The sequence below is a fragment of the Paenibacillus sp. NPDC057967 genome (genome assembly GCF_042887015.1).
GTDB lineage: Bacteria > Bacillota > Bacilli > Paenibacillales > Paenibacillaceae > Pristimantibacillus.
In genome coordinates this window covers 212,375-233,978 of the sequence record NZ_JBHVQB010000007.1, presented here as the reverse complement: position 1 = coordinate 233,978, position 21,604 = coordinate 212,375, and the positions used below count along the sequence as shown (strand labels likewise).

The 21,604-nt window shown below is 50.7% G+C and carries 24 protein-coding genes and 1 pseudogene; 20 read left to right on the top strand and 5 right to left on the bottom strand.

From position 1 onward, the window contains the following. The first annotated feature begins 16 nt into the window (after window positions 1–16). Window positions 17–397: an Imm8 family immunity protein gene (locus tag ACFVSO_RS19570; RefSeq protein ID WP_387476659.1), complete on the top strand. Its 381-nt coding sequence runs from the start codon at window positions 17–19 to the stop codon at window positions 395–397. A gap of 585 nt (window positions 398–982) precedes the next feature. Here the strand turns inward: ACFVSO_RS19570 and ACFVSO_RS19565 are convergent. Next, window positions 983–1,195, bottom strand: coding sequence for a helix-turn-helix domain-containing protein (locus ACFVSO_RS19565; protein WP_387476657.1), 213 nt, complete (start codon window positions 1,193–1,195; stop codon window positions 983–985). Between the two features lie 208 nt (window positions 1,196–1,403). Between ACFVSO_RS19565 and ACFVSO_RS19560 the strand changes: the two are divergent. The 4 genes and pseudogenes from ACFVSO_RS19560 (at window position 1,404) to ACFVSO_RS19545 (ending at window position 4,502) form a co-directional block, all read left to right on the top strand. Next, a pseudogene (locus tag ACFVSO_RS19560) lies at window positions 1,404–2,169 on the top strand (recombinase family protein). A gap of 11 nt (window positions 2,170–2,180) precedes the next feature. After that, entirely contained in the window at window positions 2,181–2,432 is a 252-nt protein-coding gene (locus tag ACFVSO_RS19555) for a hypothetical protein (RefSeq protein WP_387476655.1), read from the top strand. A gap of 383 nt (window positions 2,433–2,815) precedes the next feature. Continuing rightward, window positions 2,816–3,772 carry a lipoyl synthase gene (gene lipA, locus ACFVSO_RS19550; RefSeq protein WP_387476653.1) on the top strand — a complete coding sequence of 319 codons (957 nt, stop codon included), beginning with the start codon at window positions 2,816–2,818 and terminating at the stop codon, window positions 3,770–3,772. Window positions 3,773–3,800: 28 nt separating this feature from the next. After that, complete coding sequence (locus tag ACFVSO_RS19545) at window positions 3,801–4,502, top strand: YutD family protein (protein WP_387476651.1); 702 nt, start codon at window positions 3,801–3,803, stop codon at window positions 4,500–4,502. Between the two features lie 37 nt (window positions 4,503–4,539). Here ACFVSO_RS19545 and ACFVSO_RS19540 read toward each other — a convergent pair whose 3' ends face one another. Both ACFVSO_RS19540 and ylbJ read right to left on the bottom strand, forming a co-directional pair. Then, window positions 4,540–5,337 carry an NAD kinase gene (locus tag ACFVSO_RS19540; protein ID WP_387476921.1) on the bottom strand — a complete coding sequence of 266 codons (798 nt, stop codon included), beginning with the start codon at window positions 5,335–5,337 and terminating at the stop codon, window positions 4,540–4,542. Window positions 5,338–5,427: 90 nt separating this feature from the next. Continuing rightward, complete coding sequence (gene ylbJ, locus ACFVSO_RS19535; RefSeq protein ID WP_387476649.1) at window positions 5,428–6,525, bottom strand: sporulation integral membrane protein YlbJ; 1,098 nt, start codon at window positions 6,523–6,525, stop codon at window positions 5,428–5,430. 398 nt (window positions 6,526–6,923) lie between these two features. Between ylbJ and ACFVSO_RS19530 the strand changes: the two genes are divergently transcribed. Beyond that, a complete protein-coding gene (locus tag ACFVSO_RS19530; protein WP_387476647.1) occupies window positions 6,924–7,301 on the top strand; it encodes a globin domain-containing protein in 378 nt (125 codons plus the stop codon). Window positions 7,302–7,315: 14 nt separating this feature from the next. Further along, complete coding sequence (locus ACFVSO_RS19525; protein ID WP_387476645.1) at window positions 7,316–8,026, top strand: DUF2225 domain-containing protein; 711 nt, start codon at window positions 7,316–7,318, stop codon at window positions 8,024–8,026. 18 nt (window positions 8,027–8,044) lie between these two features. On the opposite strand, the gene ACFVSO_RS19520 is transcribed toward ACFVSO_RS19525, so the two are convergent. Further along, window positions 8,045–8,275 (bottom strand): hypothetical protein, encoded by a 231-nt coding sequence (locus ACFVSO_RS19520; RefSeq protein ID WP_387476919.1) that lies wholly within the window; start codon window positions 8,273–8,275, stop codon window positions 8,045–8,047. Then, the gene (locus ACFVSO_RS19515; RefSeq protein WP_119798818.1) at window positions 8,275–8,439 is read right to left on the bottom strand and encodes a YycC family protein; all 165 of its coding nucleotides are present in this window, start codon (window positions 8,437–8,439) and stop codon (window positions 8,275–8,277) included. Before ACFVSO_RS19515 ends, ACFVSO_RS19520 begins: the two co-directional genes overlap by 1 nt. Before the next feature lie 140 nt (window positions 8,440–8,579). Between ACFVSO_RS19515 and ACFVSO_RS19510 the strand changes: the two genes are divergently transcribed. The 13 genes from ACFVSO_RS19510 (at window position 8,580) to ACFVSO_RS19450 (ending at window position 21,592) form a co-directional block, all read left to right on the top strand. Beyond that, window positions 8,580–10,364: a M3 family oligoendopeptidase gene (locus tag ACFVSO_RS19510; protein ID WP_387476643.1), complete on the top strand. Its 1,785-nt coding sequence runs from the start codon at window positions 8,580–8,582 to the stop codon at window positions 10,362–10,364. A 267-nt stretch (window positions 10,365–10,631) separates the two neighbouring features. Then, window positions 10,632–11,258, top strand: a complete 627-nt coding sequence (locus tag ACFVSO_RS19505; RefSeq protein WP_387476641.1) for a helix-turn-helix transcriptional regulator — start codon at window positions 10,632–10,634, stop codon at window positions 11,256–11,258. 5 nt (window positions 11,259–11,263) lie between these two features. Then, a complete protein-coding gene (locus tag ACFVSO_RS19500) occupies window positions 11,264–12,064 on the top strand; it encodes a pyruvate, water dikinase regulatory protein (RefSeq protein WP_387476639.1) in 801 nt (266 codons plus the stop codon). Window positions 12,065–12,099: 35 nt separating this feature from the next. Beyond that, window positions 12,100–12,498, top strand: coding sequence for a nucleoside-diphosphate kinase (gene ndk / locus ACFVSO_RS19495; RefSeq protein WP_387476637.1), 399 nt, complete (start codon window positions 12,100–12,102; stop codon window positions 12,496–12,498). Between the two features lie 175 nt (window positions 12,499–12,673). After that, the gene (locus ACFVSO_RS19490; RefSeq protein ID WP_387476635.1) at window positions 12,674–13,825 is read left to right on the top strand and encodes a nucleotide-binding protein; all 1,152 of its coding nucleotides are present in this window, start codon (window positions 12,674–12,676) and stop codon (window positions 13,823–13,825) included. After that, entirely contained in the window at window positions 13,812–15,047 is a 1,236-nt protein-coding gene (locus ACFVSO_RS19485) for a TadA family conjugal transfer-associated ATPase (RefSeq protein ID WP_387476633.1), read from the top strand. Before ACFVSO_RS19490 ends, ACFVSO_RS19485 begins: the two co-directional genes overlap by 14 nt. After that, window positions 15,031–15,885: a type II secretion system F family protein gene (locus tag ACFVSO_RS19480; protein ID WP_387476631.1), complete on the top strand. Its 855-nt coding sequence runs from the start codon at window positions 15,031–15,033 to the stop codon at window positions 15,883–15,885. The genes ACFVSO_RS19485 and ACFVSO_RS19480 overlap by 17 nt, the downstream gene beginning before the upstream one ends. 168 nt (window positions 15,886–16,053) lie before the next feature. Then, window positions 16,054–16,929, top strand: a complete 876-nt coding sequence (locus tag ACFVSO_RS19475; protein WP_387476629.1) for a type II secretion system protein — start codon at window positions 16,054–16,056, stop codon at window positions 16,927–16,929. Window positions 16,930–16,954: 25 nt separating this feature from the next. Then, a complete protein-coding gene (locus ACFVSO_RS19470; protein WP_387476627.1) occupies window positions 16,955–17,143 on the top strand; it encodes a Flp1 family type IVb pilin in 189 nt (62 codons plus the stop codon). Further along, a complete protein-coding gene (locus ACFVSO_RS19465; protein ID WP_387476625.1) occupies window positions 17,115–17,852 on the top strand; it encodes a TadE/TadG family type IV pilus assembly protein in 738 nt (245 codons plus the stop codon). The genes ACFVSO_RS19470 and ACFVSO_RS19465 overlap by 29 nt, the downstream gene beginning before the upstream one ends. A gap of 19 nt (window positions 17,853–17,871) precedes the next feature. After that, entirely contained in the window at window positions 17,872–20,091 is a 2,220-nt protein-coding gene (locus ACFVSO_RS19460; RefSeq protein ID WP_387476623.1) for a hypothetical protein, read from the top strand. Beyond that, window positions 20,057–21,043: a TadE/TadG family type IV pilus assembly protein gene (locus tag ACFVSO_RS19455; RefSeq protein WP_387476621.1), complete on the top strand. Its 987-nt coding sequence runs from the start codon at window positions 20,057–20,059 to the stop codon at window positions 21,041–21,043. The genes ACFVSO_RS19460 and ACFVSO_RS19455 overlap by 35 nt, the downstream gene beginning before the upstream one ends. Window positions 21,044–21,085: 42 nt before the next feature. Beyond that, window positions 21,086–21,592 (top strand): A24 family peptidase, encoded by a 507-nt coding sequence (locus ACFVSO_RS19450; RefSeq protein WP_387476619.1) that lies wholly within the window; start codon window positions 21,086–21,088, stop codon window positions 21,590–21,592. The last annotated feature ends 12 nt before the right edge of the window (window positions 21,593–21,604 follow it).

The following is a 21,604-nucleotide window of genomic DNA, read 5'->3' as shown; positions in this document are numbered from 1 at the left end:
ACTAGGAGAGATTTATATGGTTATACCGCAACTTAAACGGATATTGGTAAGTAATGAACCACAATCTGAGGATGATTTTTTAATTCCCGCAATTGCAGATATTGGACCTACAGATGCGGAAGGAGTAGACTATTTTTATTTCAGAATTATGACGCCCAAAAGAGTACTTTCAATATTAGAAGAGGACAAAATTTTAGATGGGAGAGCGATATTTATTATTAATAATTTCGACATATCTTTGGTGGAAGCAGAAATCAACAAGATTTTGGAGGATTGTATCCGTCCTACTTGGGATGAAGTGGCAAAGGCTATTAATCGTCATTTGAATTGGGAGTACGATAATATCCAGTATGAGACGCTTGAAGAAGCAATGACAAAATTAAATAAGGGTAACTGATACCTAAGACCTTGAGGGAAAGCCTTCAAGGTCTTTTCTTCTACCCCAACCAGTGCTGGTTGAATTGGGAGGCAGTTCAAATGAAACTTTACTCTCATCGGATTCATATGAAACATCTTCAAATACGGAAGTACGACTCCTTTAAGCATTAACAATATAACCTACTTGAGCAAGCTTTTATCTTCACCCCTCAAAATCATCAGATACACCCGTATTTGGATTCAAAAACATTAGTTTTCTCTGTCTAAAGCGGTCAGACAGTCTGCTAAAGCCAATAAAATGAGGCTGTAGACAATGTGTTCCACGATTTGATATAAAGTCGGTCTGCCATGATAGAGAGAGTCTGTAAGAAGGACATAAAGTCTGTAATGAACCGTCCTACAGTCTCATTATAAGAATCATAAACAATATTCAATTAAAGAAGAACCAAGGGAAAAATTATTTGAAAAAGAAACAGCAGACACGCTGTTGGCGGTCTGCAATTTCAAGGGGGATTGTTGATTCTTGGATGGAGGATTAAGAGATGACGGTAGCAACTATTGATGGAGTAAAGTAAAGAGTCCCGTCTTCATTTAAGGTGAAAAATCACTCAGAACGTCCAACTAGGTAATCAAGGCTAACGTCAAAATATTCTGCTAAATCGCAAGCGACTTCTAAACTTGGGATTCGTGTCCCACGTTCCCAATGACTTACGATAGTTCTGTCAACTCCCAAAGATGTGGCAATGTCCTGCTGCGAGACCGACTTCAAGAGGCGTAGGTTTTTAAAACGCTCTGCAAATATTTCTCGATTGAACATAGAACTAACTCCTTGACTAGTGACTTTTAGTCACTGTATAATCAAATTAATCAAACGTGACTTTAAGTCACTTAATGAGGGGATGCGCTATTCATTAATATTAAACAATGCAAGTTTAGCAGTTTTACCATATCAAGAAAAGAGTAAGTCAAAATTTAAACAGAGTATCAATAATCAAGATTATCGTAACGGTGGGTGAGGAAACAGGATGAAAGTCATCGGTTATGTCAGAGTGTCAACAAGCGGACAAGCAAGGGATGGTTTAGCTTGTCCTATCAGCAAGATGAAATCCGCTCCTATTGTCGGGAGCAAGGACGGGACTTGAAGAACATCTTTACAGACGAGGGTATCAGTGGGGCTAAGATTGACGAGGATGCGCTTGAGGTGTACAGAATTGGCTTTCAGACGCTGCTGACCACTATTGAGGTTCCAAGGATGTGAATGCAGTTGTCGTTCACAACACAAGCCGTTTATGGAGGTCTGATATCGTGAAGGTGTTGGTTTATCGGGAGTACAAGAAGTATAGCGTAGACGTAAAAAACATCGAACAGTCAATCTACCAGTATTTACAAGAAAGACCCTGCTGATTTCTTGCTGGGCTAATGGAGCTGCTTGATGCATACCAACGCTTGGAAATCTCCATGAAACTAAGCCGAGATCGTAACGAGAAAGCACAAGTGGGCTACGTAGGTGGACGGGGGCATTCGGCTACAAGGCGAAGAAAGGTCAGAAGGTAATCGAAATCAATTTGGATGAAGCGGTAGCCGTCCAAGCTAGTTTGAACTAAAGGAGTTGTTCCATAATTGATCATTATCCCAGTTAGCATATCAGATGAATTACGCTTTACAACTCATTAAGACAAACATTTTACGAAGGTGCAGGTCAAGCGCATTCTTGATCGACGCCCTCTTTACGAAGGTATTTATCTCTACGGCGGTATTCAAGCTGATGGGCTTCATCAAGCCATTATATAGGCGGTGAACATATGAGCGAACAAATGAACACGTATAATCGCTACATCGAGCAGGAAGATACGATTTACAAGCGGTTAGAAACATTGGAGCAATGCCAATATGCGATATTACACTATATCTTTCGGGATGGTCAGCAGTTCAATAAGTTAGTGGTTAAAGAAGTGTTACTAGGCATCAATCAATTAGAAATAGATGTTCGAATGGAATTACTACATCTACGACTGGAGAAAGCTTTTCTAGCATATGAAATGAAACATAACTAACGCTTTGTTATAACATTAAAAAGGAATTTAAAAAGGAAGCACAGACACGCTACTTACTTTGTAAGTGATTTGGGGATAAACATAACCATGAATGATTAATAAGACAAAAGTCTTATGCTTGGCCTGTGGTATTCGATACGATAGAGGAATTATCGAATAAACTACACAAGGAAAAGTACCGTTACTACATCATTTCATCCTCGTACGGTCTAAATGGATGGGTTCTAGCCAAACACATCTCAATTTGCGATAGATCGCATTCCGATAAACTATAGATAATCGTCTATGCGTGCGGGCCTGGTCATACTTTTTCTGTACAAAGCGTGTTATAATGTTGGCAATGCCGTAAACTTATAACTGAATGTGAAAGCAGGGATCGACACATGACACAACGCGAAAAGCTTGAAAAGCCGGACTGGCTTCGCATAAAATTGACAACAAACGGCAACTATGCCGAAATTAAAGATATGATGCGCACGAAGACGCTACATACGGTCTGTGAAGAGGCGCGCTGCCCGAATATTTACGAATGCTGGACGAATCGTACAGCTACCTTCATGATTCTTGGTGACATCTGCACGCGCGCTTGCCGTTTCTGTGCGGTGAAGACGGGCTTGCCGACTGAGCTTGATCTTCAAGAGCCAGAGCGCGTAGCCGAGGCTGCTGAGCAAATGGGACTTCAGCACTGTGTCGTCACATCCGTTGCGCGCGACGATCTGGCCGATGGCGGAGCATCGATCTTCGCTGCTACGATCAAAGCCATCCGTAAGCGCATGCCGTTCTGCCGCGTGGAAGTGCTTATTCCAGACTTCATGGGCAACCGGGATGCTTTGCAGGTCGTGATGGACGCGAACCCGGACATCTTGAACCATAACATCGAGACCGTTGAGCGCTTGTCCGATCGCGTACGCGCGAAGGCGAAATACAAGCGTTCCCTGGAGCTGCTGAAGCGCGCCAAAGAAATGAAGCCGAAAATTCCGACGAAATCCAGTATCATGCTGGGCGTAGGCGAAGAGTGGGATGAAATTCTGCAAGCGATGGATGATTTGAGAGCAGCGGACTGCAACATTTTGACTCTGGGTCAATACTTGCAGCCGACTCCAAAACATATGCCGATCAAGCGTTATGTTCATCCGGACGAATTTGCGAAGCTAAAGGAAGAAGGCAAGAAGCGCGGCTTCCGCCACGTGGAATCGGGTCCGCTCGTGCGCAGCTCGTACCATGCGCATGAACAGACGGATTCCGCACATGCGGCAATGGCTGCGGAAGAGCTGATTCCGCCGAATTACGGCCTGGAATCGACAGGCTCCTGCGCTAGCGCAAGTGCTGGCGCCAAATAATTGACCGACGCTGAAGTGAGGTGTAACCATGGCTTTGATTCATATTGGAGGCAAATCGTACGAGCTTATTCATGAGAACCGAAGCGGCTGGAATCCAGAAGCCTTTCGCAATCGATATAGCGAAGTGCTTGAGCGCTATGATTACATCATCGGGGATTGGGGCTACAACCAGTTGCGGCTAAAGGGGTTTTTCCGTGACGGCCATCAGAAGGCCAACAAAGAGAGCACTTATGCAACGGCTGCAGATTACATTAACGAATATTGCAACTTTGGCTGCGCTTATTTCATCCTGGAGAAGAAGCAGGGCGCACGCAGAGAGCCAAGTGAAGAGGATATGGATCTGGATTTGGAATATGGGGAAGATGCAGTGCGTCTTGAAGCAGGCGATCTGAGGGCGGCGGTAGAGTCCGCTGCTGTCTCAGCTTCCGCAGAGACAGCTTCCGCTGCGGAAGCGCCCAAAGCGGCTCCTAGAGAGCAGCATCCGCATCGCCATCGCGGCGGAAGCGGCAATCCGCGCGCAGAGGGCGGCAATCGCTCTTCAGGCGGCGACGGACAGAGCCGTCGGAAGGACTTTCGCAACAAAAACCATCGCGGCAACCATGATCACAAGGGGAAAAAGCCCGTGAAAGCGGCAGCGAGCGAGTCTGCTGCAGCATCGGAGCAATCGCGGAATGCCAATCCGTCCAATCAAAACCAAACCAATAAAGATAAAGACGCCGGACGCTCATAAGAGCGTACGGCGTTTTTTTTGGTCTTATCACAACTGCTTATCGAACATCGTAGCCAAGGAATGCTTCTCTCACGCGATCCCAGAACGGGAAGGGGCGATGCCTCGCAAAGCTGACTTTGCGGGAGGCTACGCTGCAGCGAATGGAGCGAATATCGCTATGGGTAATGTTCACATGGTCGATGCTAAGTTGAATGCGCTGTTCTTTTTTGGAGATGATATCGCAATGATGATGCTTCGGCAGCAGCACTGAAGAGCCCAGTGTTCGGAAAACCCGGTTGTTGATGGAGGCGATCTCCGCGATCTGAAGCGATTCGATGGAAGGGTGGACGATAGCGCCCCCTACGCTTTTGTTATAGGCTGTGCTGCCCGATGGTGTAGAGATGACAATGCCGTCGCCGCGGAACATCTCGAACATCTCGTCATTAATGTTGATTTGCGCGACAAGCGTGCCGTCTACGCCCTTTAAGGTAAATTCATTCAGTGCCAAATAATGCAAGGTTTCCGAGCTTGTCTCCACTTCAATCTGGGCGAGCGGGTATCGGACCATGCGCGGCGTCTCCTCCGCCATATGGCGGACCAGCTCCTCCAGCTCATCAGCATTCCAATCTGCGTAGAAGCCCAAGTGGCCCGTATGGATGCCGACAAAAGACACGTCGGCGATACAATCTATATATTTGTGGAACGCCTGCAGCAGCGTGCCGTCTCCGCCAATGGATATGACGATCTCAGGATGGGTCTCATTCAGGGTGAACCCGCGGTCAGCCGCCAGGGCATGGAATTGTTGGGCTAACGACTGGGACAGCGAGTCGCCCCTGTCGATAACGGCGTATTTCAACGTCATCATTCTCCTTCCGAACATTCGATCATTACCAATGATCATATCGGATATTGCCGCTAAATTCAATGAATCGATCGCGTTACCGCATTAAAGGCCAAGCCATCCCCATAGCGCATAGACGAGCGCTACCGCGAGCAAACCATGCAGCATTCTTGCGATCATGAAGGGACGATAGCGCAAATCCGTACGGCTTAGCAAGCTCGCAATTTGGGCATGCACCGATAGCCCGCCCCAAGACAACACCCACGCGGCAATTGCGACTTGATGCATAAGTCCTGTCCCGGTTGTACCCGCTGCACGGGAGCCAAGGGTAACCTCGAACAAGCCGAAGATAGCGGCGTCGGCAAGTGGAGTCGGCAGGCCGATCAGGCTGAACAGAAGCCGGAGCGCTTCTGCGAGCGCCTCCACGAATCCCGCATGGGTGAGCATCTCCATCACAACGGAGAAAAAAACGACAAGCCCGCCAACGACAATCATCAGCTTTAACGCGGATTGTATGGAATCCTGGACCAAGCGGCCCATTCCCCGTCCGTCCAGCAGACGCGCTTCATGCATGGCTTTCAGGGCGAGGCCAAGCCTGCTGCGCGAGATTCGGCGTCTGACATGGCCGGAGGTGGTGGCCGTGTCGCTTGTGCTTGTCTCTGTGCGATCTATAGGCGGTTCCTTGCGCGCATCATGGAATCTCATGAGCAGGCCGATCAGGAATCCGCCCCCATAGTGAGCGGCAGCCAGAATGGGAGCCACAGCAGCATTTTGGAAAAAACCGACGGATACGGCGCCGATCAGAAAGATGGGGTCGGAGGTGGTGGTGAACGCGACCAGCCGTTCTCCTTCGGCTCTCGTTATAAGCCGCTGTGCCCATAGCTGTGCCGTCAGTCTTGCACCGACCGGGTAACCGGATATGTAGCCCATCGTCACGACAAAGCCCCCGATTCCGGGAAGACGGAATAGGGGACGCATGAGTGGGTCCAGAAGCTTGCCGAAGAAATGAACGATGCCGAAGCCGAGCAGCAGCTCGGAAATGACGAAAAACGGAAAAAGGGCGGGAAACAGTACCTCCCACCAGATGGATAGCCCGCGAAGCGAGGATTGGAGCGTCTCAACCGGGTATACGGCCATGAGAAGAGCGATAAAGAGCGCGGATAGCGCGGTGACCGATAAGGGATGCAAGAAAGCTCGCAGCATGCAGGCCGCCTCCTTCGATTATGACCTGTACAGGCTCTCCTATTACGTATATGTCCAAGCTGGTCTTCCCATCACCTCAAGCGGAAGATATAAAATGAGAATTATTAAAGAAAACGTTTACAAATCGGTGTTATTGGGGTCGCTTTATGGTACAATAGAATCATCATACACGGTTGGAGTGATGATCATGAGTATTATCGCCGGCATCCTTGTCTGCGCTTTTGTCTATGTCATCAAAGAATCGATCTCTTCGCCCAGCGAAGAGGAATATGAAGCCTAACTTGCAGCAGCAGTCTATCGATGAGCGCCCGTGTCTTTTACAGCGGGCGATTTTTTTTACCTAAAGGAATTGCCAAAATATAATTCCTAATACCTACACAATGGAGTTGGAAATGACGATGAATAGGAATATAAGCATCTATGAAGCAGTAGGGGGAGCCGAAGGAATCAGGTCTATAGTCGAGTCGTTCTATCCAAAGGTACAAGCGCACCCGCTTATAGGACCGCTCTTCCCTGAAGATATCGATCCTGTCATGGAGAAGCAATATCAATTTCTGACGCAATTTTTCGGAGGTCCCAGCTTGTTCTCGGATCTGCATGGGCATCCCATGATGAGAGCGCGGCATATGCCGTTTAAGATAACACCGGAGCACGCAGCCGCTTGGCTGGCATGCATGGGCAAAGCTCTGGAGGAGGTAGGGCTTGAGCGAGAGCTGCAAGCCGTCGTGCTGGATCGTTTGTCTGGACCTGCGAATCATTTCGTCAATTCGAATTAAGGAGACGTGAAGCCATGGAGCCGCTGTACGAGTCCAAAATCTCATGCATCTGCTGTGAAACGATATTCCAGTCAACTAGAGTCCGCTCAAGTTTCAAGAGGGCGTCTGCCGTGGATTCCGATTTTTGCGGCCATTATGATAATGGCGTTAATCCGGATTATTATGTGGTTCGCATCTGTCCAAGCTGCGGGTTCGCTTCGACAGAGAACGGCCTTGATAAGCTTAGCGACAACCAGAAGAAAAACTATTACGATCGAATCGGCTTGAATTGGAAAGGGCAAAGCTTCAGCGGAGAGCGGACGGCGGATCAGGCTATGGCAAGCTACAAGCTGGGGCTGCTGACGGCTCAGGTTACAGGAGCCAAGGATCGCGTTATCGCTGGCCTGCTGCATCATATTGCGTGGCTGTACCGCTATGAGAAGAATGAAACGGAAGAGCAGCGTTTCTTGAAGTTTGCGCTAGGGGCGTACATACGCGTATTCGAGCTTGAGGGCGTGTCGGTGAATAACGCCAAGCTGATGTATTTGATCGGGGAATTGAACAGGCGTATCGGCGAGCTGAATGAAGCGGTGAAGTGGTTCTCTCGTGTCGTCAATGACAAAAAGATAATGGATGCCGCTATGATCCGCGCCAGCCGGGAGCAGTGGCAGCTCATCCGGCAGGAAGCGGAGGAGAAGCGGCTAGGCCAGGCGGAGCCGTCATCGCAAGAGGTCGGCAGCGCCTAAGACCGCTTAGCTAAAGCTTTAACGTAATGGCCCGTCCGTTAGGAGATAATCCTGATCGGCGTCAATAATCGTTACTTTGTTGCGGCAGCATGGGAATACCATGAGCCGCTTTTTGCCGTCCTGGATGTCGGGAAGCTCCGACGGCTTCAAGGGAAGCAGAACGTTGTCCATATCGCAGAAGGGACAGTTGGATACATATAGATCTCCCATAATCCGCTCGTAGGGCCATGCATTCTGGAACGGAATCATCATTCCGGCTTCTCCCCGGCGGCATCCGCTTCTTTTTTTGCCAGCTCAGCCAGCTTCTGAAGTAAAATATGCTTGGGCATGTGCATCAGGTGCTCTAGCGGGATATTAAGTTGCTCGGACAGCTTGATTGCGGTCTCGGGCGATATTTGCAATGGTTTAGACATGGTGTTGTTCCTCCATTCAGGATATACTACTGTTATACACCGCCGGGCAGGTTTCTCGCAAATCATTTGCGGATGCCGCTCGGTTTTTTCATCGCTGCGTTACATACTACGCATGTTAATTATGAAGGAGAGTGACCTTAATGAGCAATTATCCAATTCGATGGGATATGGATGCGATTTACCCGGGAGGCTCGGCTTCCGAAGCGTTCGCGCAGGAGCTTGCGGGTATGGAGAGCGGGATTGCGCGCTTGAATGAGTTGTTGAAGAAGGAAGCAGGACATGACGTACAATTGATAAAGGAAATGACGGGAATTGCTCAGGAAGTATTGCTGAGCCTGCGACAATCGGACTCTTTTGTCGGCTGCCTAATCGCACAGAATGTACGGGACCAGGCGGCTGTTGGACTGAATGACAGAGTGAAGACCATTTCGGCGAAATACGCTGCGGCGATGACCCGTTACGATAACATACTCAGAAGCATCTCAGATGCGGATTGGAAAGCGCTGCTCCAGGATGAAACGCTGGGAGCGATTGCTTTCAATCTGAGCGAGAGGAGAGAGCAGGCGAAGCTGAAGATGGCGCCGGAGCTGGAAGCGCTGGCGGGCGATCTGGCGATAGACGGCTATCATGGCTGGGGCGACAACTACAACGTCATCGTATCGCGCGCTGAGTTCCATGTGGAGGAAGGATCCGGCGAGAAGAAGGTGCTGTCCGCTGGGCAAATGTCCAACCGGCTGTCGTCCAGTGATCGCGCTGTGCGCCAGGAAGCCTTTGCAGAGTGGGAGCGGGTATGGTCCTCGCTTACCGATCTCAGCTCCGACACGCTTAATCGTATTGCCGGCTTCCGTCTGAAGCTGTATGAGAACCGCGGGTGGGATACCGTCCTGCAAGAGCCGCTTGCGATCAACCGGATGAGCGCGGCGACGCTGGACGCCATGTGGGGCGCCATTGAAGAGGGCAAGAAGGCGCTTATTCCGTATTTGGAACGGAAAGCAAAGCTGTTTGGTCTTGAGAAGCTGGATTGGCATGACGTGGAAGCGCCGATTGGCTCTTCTGCGCGTACGGTGCCATACGAGGAGGGCGCTCGCTTCATCATCGAGCAGTTCCGCGCTTTCGATCCTGCGCTTGCGGAGTTTTCTGAGAAGGCGTTCGAGCAGGGCTGGATAGAAGCGGAGGATCGCGCCGACAAGCGTCCAGGCGGATTTTGCACCTCGTTCCCTAAGAGCGGGCAAACACGCATCTTCATGACGTATTCGGGAACCGCGTCCAATATTTCGACGCTTGCCCATGAGCTTGGCCATGCTTATCACCAGCATGTTATGAACGATCTGCCAGCCATGTCCCAGGAATATGCGATGAACGTGGCCGAGACGGCATCGACATTCGCCGAGATGATTGTATCGGACAGAGCCATGAAGGCGGCTGCGGATGACGAGGAGAAGCTGGGCCTGCTGGAGGACAAAATTCAGCGCGCTGTTGCGTTCTTTATGAACATCCGGGCCCGCTTCCTCTTCGAGACCCGCTTCTATGAGCGCCGGAAGGAAGGCTTGGTGACGGCTGACGAGTTGAACAAGCTGATGGAAGAGGCACAGCGTGAGGCATACATGGATCTGCTGGGTGATGCCCATCCGCAGTTCTGGACATCCAAGCTGCACTTTTATCTGACGGATGTGCCGTTCTACAACTTCCCGTATACGTTCGGTTACCTGTTCAGCTCGGGGCTATATGCACAAGCATTGCAGGAAGGCCCTGATTTTGCGGCCAAATATGTGGCGCTGCTAAGAGACACAGGACGTCTGACGGTCGAGCAACTGGCGGAGAAGCATTTGGGCGTCAATTTGGAGGAACAGGATTTCTGGAAGGACGCGGTCGCCCTCACGGAAGAAGACGTGCGGCTGTTCTTGAAGATGACGGAAGAGAAATAAACAGAGGTGCCCCGGTAGTGAACATTCGCTACTGGGGCTTTTTTATGATATGGGCAGCTTATATCCAGTTGATTGAAGGATATATTGTACAATATATTTGAATGTGATATCTTATTCAAGGAGATATTTTCATATAAACATTGATTATGAGTCATATAGTGCGTGTTCAAAAAGTCCGGTTTTCAGCACATAAGCTTCAAAAGTAAACTTTTTGAACATCCTCACATAGGAAAAGAGGGGACCATCATTCAGCTATCTTCAAGGCAATTGGAGCTCATTGAGCTGGTCAAGAAGCACTCGCCGGTAACGGGAGAGCAGTTGGCCGAATATTTGGGCGTGAGCCGTCCGACGCTTCGTTCGGATCTGTCTCTGCTCGTCATGCTCGGCATGCTTGATGCGAAGCCGAAGGTTGGTTATTTCCTCGGCAATACGTTCCGGGCGAGCCACGAGCCGCTTCAACGGTTTAACCGCATGAAGGTGAAGGAAGTGCAAGGCGTGCCGGTTAATATTCCGGATACGCTGTCGGTTCACGACGCTGTCATTACGCTATTTATGGAGAATACGAATACGCTAATTGTCGTCAATGAGGACAAGCGTTTTGCAGGCATCATTACGCCTAAGGATTTGCTCAAAATTACGTTAGGAAATACGGGTGCCGCGTCGATCCCCGTCAGTATGGTGATGACCCGATATCCCAACGTGGTAACGCTGACTCCGGACGAATCCGTCATGGAGGCCATCAGCAAATTGTCGCAGCAGCAGGTGGATTGCTTGCCGGTCATTGTGCCTGAAGAGGAGCCGGGAGTGAACCCGATTGTAACGGGATGGGTGTCTAAATCCAACATCGTCTCGCTTATGGCAGATATCGCGACAGCTCAGGAATTGGGGGACTAGGGATTATGACACAGCAACATATTTATGTCTGCTCCGACGCGGTCGGAGAGACGGCAGAGGCGGTTGCCAAAGCTACGCTGAGGCAATTCTCGTCTGAAGATGTCAAGATCAAGCGGTATAGCCATCTTCGGACCGAAGATGAAATCGCTCGCATTGTCGCCGAAGCGGCAGAAACGGGCAGTTTTATCAGTTATACGCTCGTACAGCCGGAGCTTCGGGAATGGATGAGAGAAGAGTCGGCAAGGCACGGCGTTCGGGCCGTGGATGTCATGGGTCCGATGATGCAGGCATTTGTCGATACGTTCGGCAGCTTCCCGAGCCGCGAGCCTGGTCTTCTGCATTCTATTGACGAGGCATATCATCGTCGTATCGAAGCGATTGAATTCGCTGTCAAATACGATGACGGCAAGGATGCAAGAGGGCTGGTGCAGGCGCAGGTTGTTCTGATCGGCGTGTCGCGCACGTCGAAGACGCCGCTTAGCGTCTTCCTGTCGCACAAAGGAATCAAGGTCGCTAATCTGCCGCTTATGCCAGAGGTGAATCCCCCGGAAGAGCTGAAGCAAGGACCTGGTCGCTTAATTGTAGGTCTCACCATGCAGCCGGAGCATTTGCTGGAGATCCGCTCTGAGCGGCTCAAGACACTGGGACTGCCGGCTTCCGCGCAATATGCCAGTCCGGAACGAATTCAGGAAGAGCTGAATTATGCGGCTTCTGTGATGGCAGGTCTGAATTGTCCGGTGATCGACGTGACGAATCGCGCAATCGAAGAAACAGCGGGTATCATTATGGAATGGTTGAACAAATAATTGGCTATACCTATATATAGACGGAGGGTTCAAACATGGAAAAAACATTTGTAATGGTAAAACCTGATGGGGTATCGCGTGGCTTGGTCGGCCGGATTGTTGCCAGATTTGAAGAGAAGGGCTTCACGATTAAAGATGCGAAGCTGACGCAACTGGATCGCCAGTTGGCAGAATCTCACTATGTGCACCTCAATACGAAGCCGTTTTTTGGAGAGCTTGTTGATTTCATCACGTCGGGTCCGGTATTCGCTATGGTGCTGGAGGGCAAGGATGCCGTTCAGAATGCCCGCTCCATTATCGGAGCGACAAATCCGACGGATGCGATTGCAGGAACGATAAGAGGCGATTATGCGACTGATGTTGCAAGCAACATTATCCACGGCTCGGATTCCTGTGAAAATGCGGAGAGAGAGATCGGTCTCTATTTTCACTAAGAATGGTTGACGGTTCAGACAAGTTATGGTAAATTCTATAGCAAGTCAATAAGAAACCACGGAAGCACCGTATAAGGCTGCAGTTTACTGCGCCCTTTGCGGTGCTTTTTTGCGTGCATTGATGCTGTGCGGTGTCTTGTATTGCCGTGGATTTCGATTGGAAGGAGGAAGAGCATTGAAGAGATATCAGCTCGCAATTGTGGTCAAGGAGAAGGAGTATACGAGAAGAATTGCCGATTACATTCGCGGCAATTCCTTCGGTGAGCGCTGGCAGGTGTCTGCCTTTACGCATCCGAATGCGTGTAAGCAATTCGTCAAACAAGGCTATGCCATCGATCTTATCGCGGCAGAGTCGGATCTTCTCCGGGAGCTGCAGCCGGAGCTGTCTCATATTCCTTCAATTACGCTGGTTGCGAGATTGGGGGAGACGGATGGCGAGCCGGAGCTGCTGCAATATCAAGCGCTGCCGTTGCTGCTGCAAGGCATAACGGATCAATTCGAGGCGATGGGGCATAAGCCTATGCGAGGTTTTACGCCGAATTCGACTAGCAAGGGAGCGCTGGTGCTAAGCGTTCATTCCGCTTCGGGCGGCGTGGGCAAGACGACGCTTGCTCTTCATCTGGCAGGAGCTGCGAGCGCTCGCGGGCTGCGAATGCTTTATCTTAATTTGGAGAGATGGAATACTTCCGAGCTCTGGCTTCAGTCAGGCGGGGACGCCGCTTGGGACGGAGAGGGGCTGTCTGAGCTGCTGTATGCGATCAAGTCAGGATCAACGTCTCATGCGGCTTGGCTTGCGCAGCATCGGAAGTTTCATCCACAGCTGAAATGCGACTACCTCCGAGGCTTCCGCAATCAGGAGGACCGGGCAACCCTGCTTCCTGCAGATGCGGCGGCAATGGTCGAATCGATCGCACAGAGCGGCCATTATAACGGAGTCATTGTGGATATGGATGATGGATTGGATGAGCTTCATTATGAATTGCTTATGCGCGCAGACCGGAATTTATGGGTCGTATCGGAAGAGCGGTCCGCGCTAGCGAAACAATCGCTTATGCTGCAGTACGGCAGGCAGAAGTTCGGTGAGGCATTTGGGAGAATTGCGGCACGTTCAGAGGTCGTATATAACGGCATGAATGCGGAGCTTGGCAACCCGATGCCTGCTGTGGAAGCGGCCCTTGCGCCTGTAGCGTTGCCGCTTGTGAGGGAATGGAGACAGGGCGAGCTTCATCCGGTATGGTCTTCCTCTTCGTATCGCGCCGCGGCTGACCGGCTATGCGCACATCTGCTTGGCGGAAGCGAGGAATTCCGTATACATGCTGTCGGATGAACTGATCTATACATTGCGCGGCAAGATACGGGATGAGATTGATTTTCGCGGCGCCATGTCGGATGAGGAATTAATGGGCAAGACGGAAGCGGCCGTATTCAAGTGGTGCGAACACAATCCTATGACGGCGGCCGAGAAGGTCAAGCTTGTCAGAAGACTCTATCACTCCTTCAGAGGCATGGATGTCCTGCAGCCGCTAATGGATGATCCTACTGTAAGCGAAATTATGATAAACAGCCATACGGAGGTATACGTGGAGCGGCATGGCGTCTTGACGCTAATGCCGGGAGCGTTCGAGAGCAAGGAGAGGCTTGAGGATCTCATCCAGTCGGTTGTTGCCGGAGTGAATCGGGTCGTTAATGAATCCTCGCCCATTGTTGATGCAAGGCTGAAGGACGGCTCGCGCGTCAATATTGTCCTGCCTCCGATTGCCTTGAAGGGACCTTGCATGACCATACGGAAATTCCCGGATAAGCCTATGACGATGGACAAGTTGATCGAGCTTCAATCGTTGACGGCGGAAGCGGCGGAATTTCTGAGAGAGCTGGTAGAGGCCAAATACAATATGTTCATTAGCGGCGGCACGGGTACGGGAAAAACGACATTCCTAAATGCGCTGTCCCAGTACATCCCTTCAGATGAACGCATTATTACAATCGAGGATTCCGCAGAGCTGCAAATTCGCACCGTACCCAATCTGGTATCACTGGAGACCAGGAATGCAAATACGGAGGGGAAAGGGGAAATTTCAATACGCGATTTAATCCGATCCTCCCTCCGGATGCGTCCTAATCGAATCATAGTTGGCGAAGTTCGGGGAGGGGAGGCGCTGGATATGCTGCAAGCCATGAACACGGGGCATGAAGGTTCCGTCTCCACAGGCCACTCGAATAATTGCAGGGATATGATCAGTCGTCTGGAGACGATGGTACTTAGTGCGGCAGAGCTGCCTTTGAGCGTGATTAGAGGTCAGATCGCATCGGCTATCGACATTATGATTCATCTGTCTCGTTACCGTGACCGGTCCCGGAGAGTTGCCGAAATATCCGAAGTGACAGGAATCCAGGATGGTGAAGTGAAGCTGAATCCTTTGTTCCGGTTTCGAGACGATGGGGAAAGCAATGGCCGGATCATTGGCGCACTGGAGCGTGTGGGCGAGCTGAGCCGAACAGATAAGCTTCGTATGGCTGGAAAGGAGAAGACGAATGGGCGGGACCGTTAAGCCGCTTCACGCGCGTAAAAGCAAAGGCACCATTCACCGTCTGGCAGAATGGACGGGATGGCAAGGCGTTTGGAACGCTTCGCCTGAGCAGTCGCGCCTCACACGGTATACGGAATATCATTTGAGCCGCAATGAACTGATATTTTCCGTCACGGTTGGTTATGCAGTCTTATTTGGCGTGACGTATCTATTCTATCAATCCGTTCTACTGTCGCTCATCTTGTCCTTATTAGGAGCCGCGGCTCCTAGATGGAGGCGCAGATCATTGCTTGAGGGGCGCAGGAATCGCCTGAAGCTGCAGTTCAAGGAAGCCTTGTTTTCATTAACTTCATCGCTTGCGGCCGGACGTTCCTTGGAGAATTCGTTTCGCGGCGTATTGGAAGATATGAAGCTGCTTTATTCCGATGAAGGGACGGATATGTTGAAGGAGATCCAGATTTTGATTCATCGGCTGGACAATTTCGAACCGCTTGAGGGTGCGCTGCGAGATTTGGCGCACAGGGCGCGAATAGATGAGATAACCCAATTCGTAGATGCTTTGACGACTTGCAAACGTTCGGGGGGCGATCTGCTTGAGGTAATGCGGCGCACGTCGACCATTATTGGCGACAAGCTAACCGTGGAAGGCGACATAAAGATCCTCCTTGCCCAGAAGCGATTCGAGTCTCGCATCATGATGGCAGTGCCTTTTGTTTTCCTGGCTTTTCTTGGACTGGCGGCATCGGACTATATGTTGCCCCTGTATAGCGGCTTGGGATACATCATTATGACGGTGCTTTTGCTTCTGCTGCTCGTGTGCTTTTGGTTCATGGATCGCATCATGCGAATCGATATTTAGCAGATGCTTACGAAGTAAGTTTTGCTTTGCAAAACTAAGCTCATGCTTACGAAGTAAGTTTTGCTCCGCAAAACTAAGCTTATGCTTACGAAGTAAGTTTTGCTCCGCAAAACTAAGCTTATGCTTACGAAGTAAGTTTTGCTCCGCAAAACTTTTAGGAGGAACACTATGGCACTCATTTCGGCTTTGTTGCTTACATCGGGTTGGGCTTTTCTGATCGGCAGGTCTGCGCTCAGACGCATCCCGCAATTGCTAAGGCAGAAGCGAGGGGAAAAAGGGAGCAGAGCTCTCAACGCCCTATTGATTCAGGAGCCGTTCCTGCGCGCCTGGGAGAAAGCATGCCAGTGGGAAGCCTTGCAGCATATGCTTAACAGCTATCATGCCAAGCTGATGATCTTGAATGGAGCTTCCTGGACGATTGAGAGAACAAAAGCCGAAGCTGCGGGTGCGGCTGGAGCGGGCTATGCAGCGCTCGCGGGAAGCTGCTGGATCGCGTGGATGATCGGTGAGCGGTTTATTATGTTTGCGGGTGTGCTCGCATTTGTCGCGCTGGCCTTTCGCAACTTTGCTGAAGCCGGGAAGAGGCTGGAGCGGCGCAAAAAAGCGATTATTACAGGATTGCCGGACCGGATGAGCAAGCTGATGCTGCTAGTGAGCGCTGGAGAGACGGTACAACGGGCATTCGTACGTTGTTTGGAAGGCATAGAGAACCTGAGTCATCCGTTGGATAAGGAATGGGGAGCGGCTGTGGCTGCGATGAACAACGGACAATCCTTCAGTATTGTGCTGGAGAGATTTAACCGCAGCTGCGCGGTTCAGGAAGCCTCGCTTTTCACAACGGTGATGCTGCTCAATTATCGGAAAGGCGGCGAGCATTTTGTACTCGCGGTAAGAGAATTGTCCTATTCTCTATGGGAAAAGCGGAAGGGACTGGCCCGCATTAGCGGGGAGGAAGCTTCGTCCAAGCTTGTTTTTCCGCTAGTCGGCGTGATGTTTATTATGATGATCATTGTGGCAGCGCCAGCCGTGTTAGTGATGTCTTAACCATTTGAAAAGGGAGATGTTGAGAATGAAAGCAATAGCAGATCGTATGAAGGGCTTTTGGAGCAATGAGGACGGAATCGGCACACTGGAAATTATTTTGATTATCGCAGTCGTCATTATTATCGCTTTTATCTTCAAAGATTGGATTATTAAACTGGTTAATTCCCTCTTAAAGAAGGCAGACAGTGAAGCCCAACAAATCTTTGACCGTTAAATCCCGCTTCCGCCAGTGGCACTACGACGAGAAGGGCAGCTTTACGCTTGAAGCGTCGGTGGTACTCCCGATTTTGCTCGCTATGGTCCTAGCTTTTCTGTTGCTGGGTATGTATCTCTATCAAAAAGTCATTGTCTATTATGCGGTCTCTGCGATATCGGAGAGGGCCGCTTTCAGTTGGGACAACAGCCATCGGGATGCCAGAACCGGTATCCTGACCGAGCCTGTGTATGATGGCTTGTACCGCCGTTTAGGCTCCGATGGCGCCTTGGCGAGCCTGTTCGGCATGACAGGGGATGAAAGCCGCAGAAGCGTCTCTTTGCCTGAGGAGATCCAAGAATCAAGTGACTTCGACAGCGGAGATCTAACCATACGCAAGCTGGTCAATTCAGCCCGATGGCTTTCGGCAGCAGGATTAAGCTATAGCGGCACCGTTCAATATACGGGAGATGGGCTAAGCCGGTTTGTGGAGACTGCCCTCCGCAAGCCGATTCAATTGCTCCCTTTTGAGAGCAGCTGGACGAGGGGAGAACCCGACGGGAAAGCCAAAAGCGGAATCGTTGATCCGGTAGAATTTATTCGGAGCGTTGATCTTGCAAGATACTATGGCGCTAAGCTGAAGACGCATTTTATGGGCAAATCTACTGCGGAGAGCAGAGCGGGCGACCTATTAAATTCATATGGCGGCAAAGGAAAGGGCGGAGCATGAGGAGGCTTAATTCTGTCCGATGAAAAAGATGCTGATCAAAGAAAACGGCGTCGTAACGGTCTTATCCGTTATCATTTTGGCTTCGCTGCTTCTCTTCTTTTCCGTGTTGATCGACTATGCGCGAATTGCAGCTTTCCAGTTAAAGACGGAGAATGAAGCCCGCGCGGGGATTCGTTCCGTATTGTCAGCCTATGACCATTCACTCTACGAGAGGTATGGGTTATTTGGGCGCGGAGGAACGGACGGCAAGACAATTTTTAGTGAGGTGCTTGGAGGAAGCGGAGCCAAGTATACTGGCCTCGATACCAGGTCGCATCTCGATTTTATTGCTAGCCAACTAGATGAAGCTAATGTGCAGACAGCCTATACGCTAGGTCAGCATGACGTATTCGTGAGGCAGGTGCTCGAGGAGATGAAGTACAAAGCTCCGGTTGATTTTACGCTGGAGGTTCTATCAAAATTCACTTCACTCTCGAAGGCGCTAAAGGAAAGCTCTGGTGCCGTTCAGACGCTGGAGGATCTCCGAAAACTGTATGAGAAGCGGGAAGGGCTGCTGGAGAAGGCATTAAGCTCGCAGGAACAGGCGGTGTCGACCTTAATGGACAATGAGGCTGTAGCCGCTATTCCGGCAGGGAGCGGTCCCACAGGCAATTCCGCGGTAACTTCTTTGAGATTGGCGGACCGTTATGCAAGTTTTGTTCGGCAAGTAGAGCATGACGCATCGTTTTCAAAAGACGAAGAACCGGTCTACTCCTATTCGATTGCGTCCTATCGGCACAGCGTATCCCAGATGCAGAGCAAGCTTCGCACGGGAGGAGGCAAGAGAGAGAAGCATGACAGCCTTCTGGAAGAGTCACTTCGCAAGATTGAGCAAGCAAGGGAAGTGAACGCCCAGATGGAGCGTATTGTTGAAGAGTCCAAGCATGCGACAGTTGGTGCCTATGATGAGGTTGCAGGCGCGGATGTGACCGGCTCAGGAGACTATACGCTTCCGGATGATACGGTCCGGGATTTGGAGGAGATGAGGAAAAGCGGTGAAAAGCTGCTTCGTTCACCTGAATGGTTTAACGGCTACAAGCAGGAGCTGCTGACGCAAAGCTCGCGCGGCTATGCCGCAGCAAGCGAGATCGATCAATTGATCAGTCTTTGGAGCTCAGCTATGTCATGGCCGCTCTCTTCTTCGCGGCAAAGCTCCTTGCAGAACGGTTCAGCCAAAGCCGTCTCTGTCGTCTCAACCTATGAGCAGCACTACGGACCGCAAGGAACGTTGATGAAGCAGCGGCGGGATAGCGTGCTTGACAGCTCAGTCAAGGGAAAATTGGCAGAGCAAAAGGCAAAAACAAAATCATTATGGAAGCAAGCTAAAAACATGTTAGGCGGATTGTCTGGAACGTCAGCCATGCCCGAACACCAGGAAGAGTTCGCCAAGGTGAAGGAGCGCTACCAGCAAAATCTGCTTTTTAATGAGCAGGGAGGAGAGACGGCAGGTTCTCGCAAAGAGATGCTAGCTGCAGATGCAGAAGATGCCGCCAAGGAATCGTCCGGCTTGATGGACAGTCTTTTTTCGGGGATGTCGGACATGCTGCTGAATGGCCGTGATTCCTTCTATTATGGCGAATATGCCGCCAATCGCTTTTCCTATTTTGCCCCCCAGCAGCTGCGTATGCTGCTAGAGAGCGGAGACACGGACGGGCTGGCGCAGATGGCTTCTTTCGGTAATCAGGAGATGGAATATGTGCTCTACGGATTTCATGATCCGATGGGCAATCTGATTGCCGCCTACGGCGAATTGTTTTCTGTGCGGCTTGCCATCCGTACGATGGAAGGTTTGGTTGCCAGCCGTTCATTGGGGCATCCGCTGCTTATTTTGTCAGCCGCCATTATTTACGGGCTGGAGAAAACGATGGAGGATATGATTTCGTTCGCGACGAAAGGGACCGCGCCTTTATCCAAGTACATAAAGACTGAACTTTCTTATCTGGATTATTTAAGGATATTCATGCTGCTTCACGGCGGGAGCAAAGAGAAGAGGCTTGGCCGTATGATTGCGGTTATTGAACACAATACCGGGCTTACGCTTGCCCGGGTTCCGTCAGGCGTTACGGGAGAAGCGAAGGTGTCGATGAAGCTGTGGTTTCTTCCGGGCGTGATGGGGATGCTGGGGCGGCTTGATTTGCTTCAGGGAAAGGTTGTGGGCAACCGCTATGAAACGACGCAAACCGTGGGCTGGTCCTATTAATTCAACCGGCAAACGGCTGCCAAAGGTCTGGTTGCATGAGCGGCGCGGCTCGATCGTGTTGGAAGCTGCTCTTGTAATGCCGTTCATTTTGTTTTTGCTGGTCATCCTTTCCCTTTTTATTTCCATGTGCGCTGCACAGATGGCCTTGCATATGACAGCTTCGCAAAGCGTGCGTCAAATTGCCGCTCACATCTATCCCATTGAACTCGCTAGAGCGCAATTGGATAGGAGTGGGGCAACAGAGGCGGCCTCAGAGCGGCAGCCCTTGCCCGAGTGGAGCGAGACTGCCGCCGAGATAGCAGAATGGCTTCCTGACCCGGCTGGCAAGCTGGTATCATCCGCTCTGCGGGGAGACTGGCGTCCGCTGCAAAATGTAGCCGCGACAGAGCTTGGCCGAGCGGTAATAGAACCTTTTGTACGACAATATGCCTATCCCTATCTGCTTCGGGCGGACAAAATTTCATTGGATTACATAGCGCTGCCGGATCTTAAAGAGAAAGAAGAGCCTTATATCGCTATCGCTCTCAAATACGAATATCCGGTCAGGCTGCCATTCTACAGCAAGCCGATCATTCTGAGGGAGCAAGCTTATGAACGGGTGTGGATAAGCGATGCGACAGCCGCGACGTACGGCATGGATGAAGAAGATGGGGACACGCTTCCATTGCATATTGTTTCGATTGAGCCTACGCCGGTACGTCCCGGCAATAAAGCGACCGTCATCGTGAAGACAGAACCGGGAGCGGTGGTTTCGCTTGGCGTGAATTATAAAAGCGGAGCGAGCAAGGCGAAGCATCTGGGGGATGCGACTGCGGATGAAAACGGCTATGTGGAGTGGACCTGGCATGTATCGGGCAATACGACTCCGGGCATTTGGGAGCTGGCTGTTGAAGGGGTTAGCAAGCCCGGCAGCGTCGCCAAGCATTTCTCCGTTGAGAAAAAACAAAAGTAACCGAAAACCGTCGCTGCGGTCCGGGAAAGGAGAAGCACGGAGATGACAATGGTTCTTTGGGCTGCGGCCGGACAATTATTAATTGCGTTCATTACGGATATGAGGCACCAGATGATTTCAAATTGGCTGACCGGAACATCATTTGTGCTTGGCATGCTTTATCATGTCTTAGCTGGCGGCATTGAGGCACAGGGATGGCTGTATGCAGCAGCTGGAGCGGCAGCGGGATTTATCCCATTGCTTATTCTGTATGCGTTCGGGGGAATTGGCGCAGGGGACGTGAAGCTGTTTGGCGCTTTGGGAGCTTGGATAGGCGCTGCCATGATTGCGCAGCTCATGATGTATTCGATTCTGTATGCGGGTGCATTCGGTGTGCTAATGCTGGCCTTTAACCGTGCGTTTGCCAAGCGCATGGCAGCTCTGATGATCATCGCGTATCCAGGCGCAGCCCGAACGTTCAATTGGTTCGAATGGGCCAGATCTGGCAAGAGCTTTCCGTTTATGTTAGCTGTGGCGCCAGCGGCGATTACAGTGTGGATGATGGGTTAAATGTGATCATGA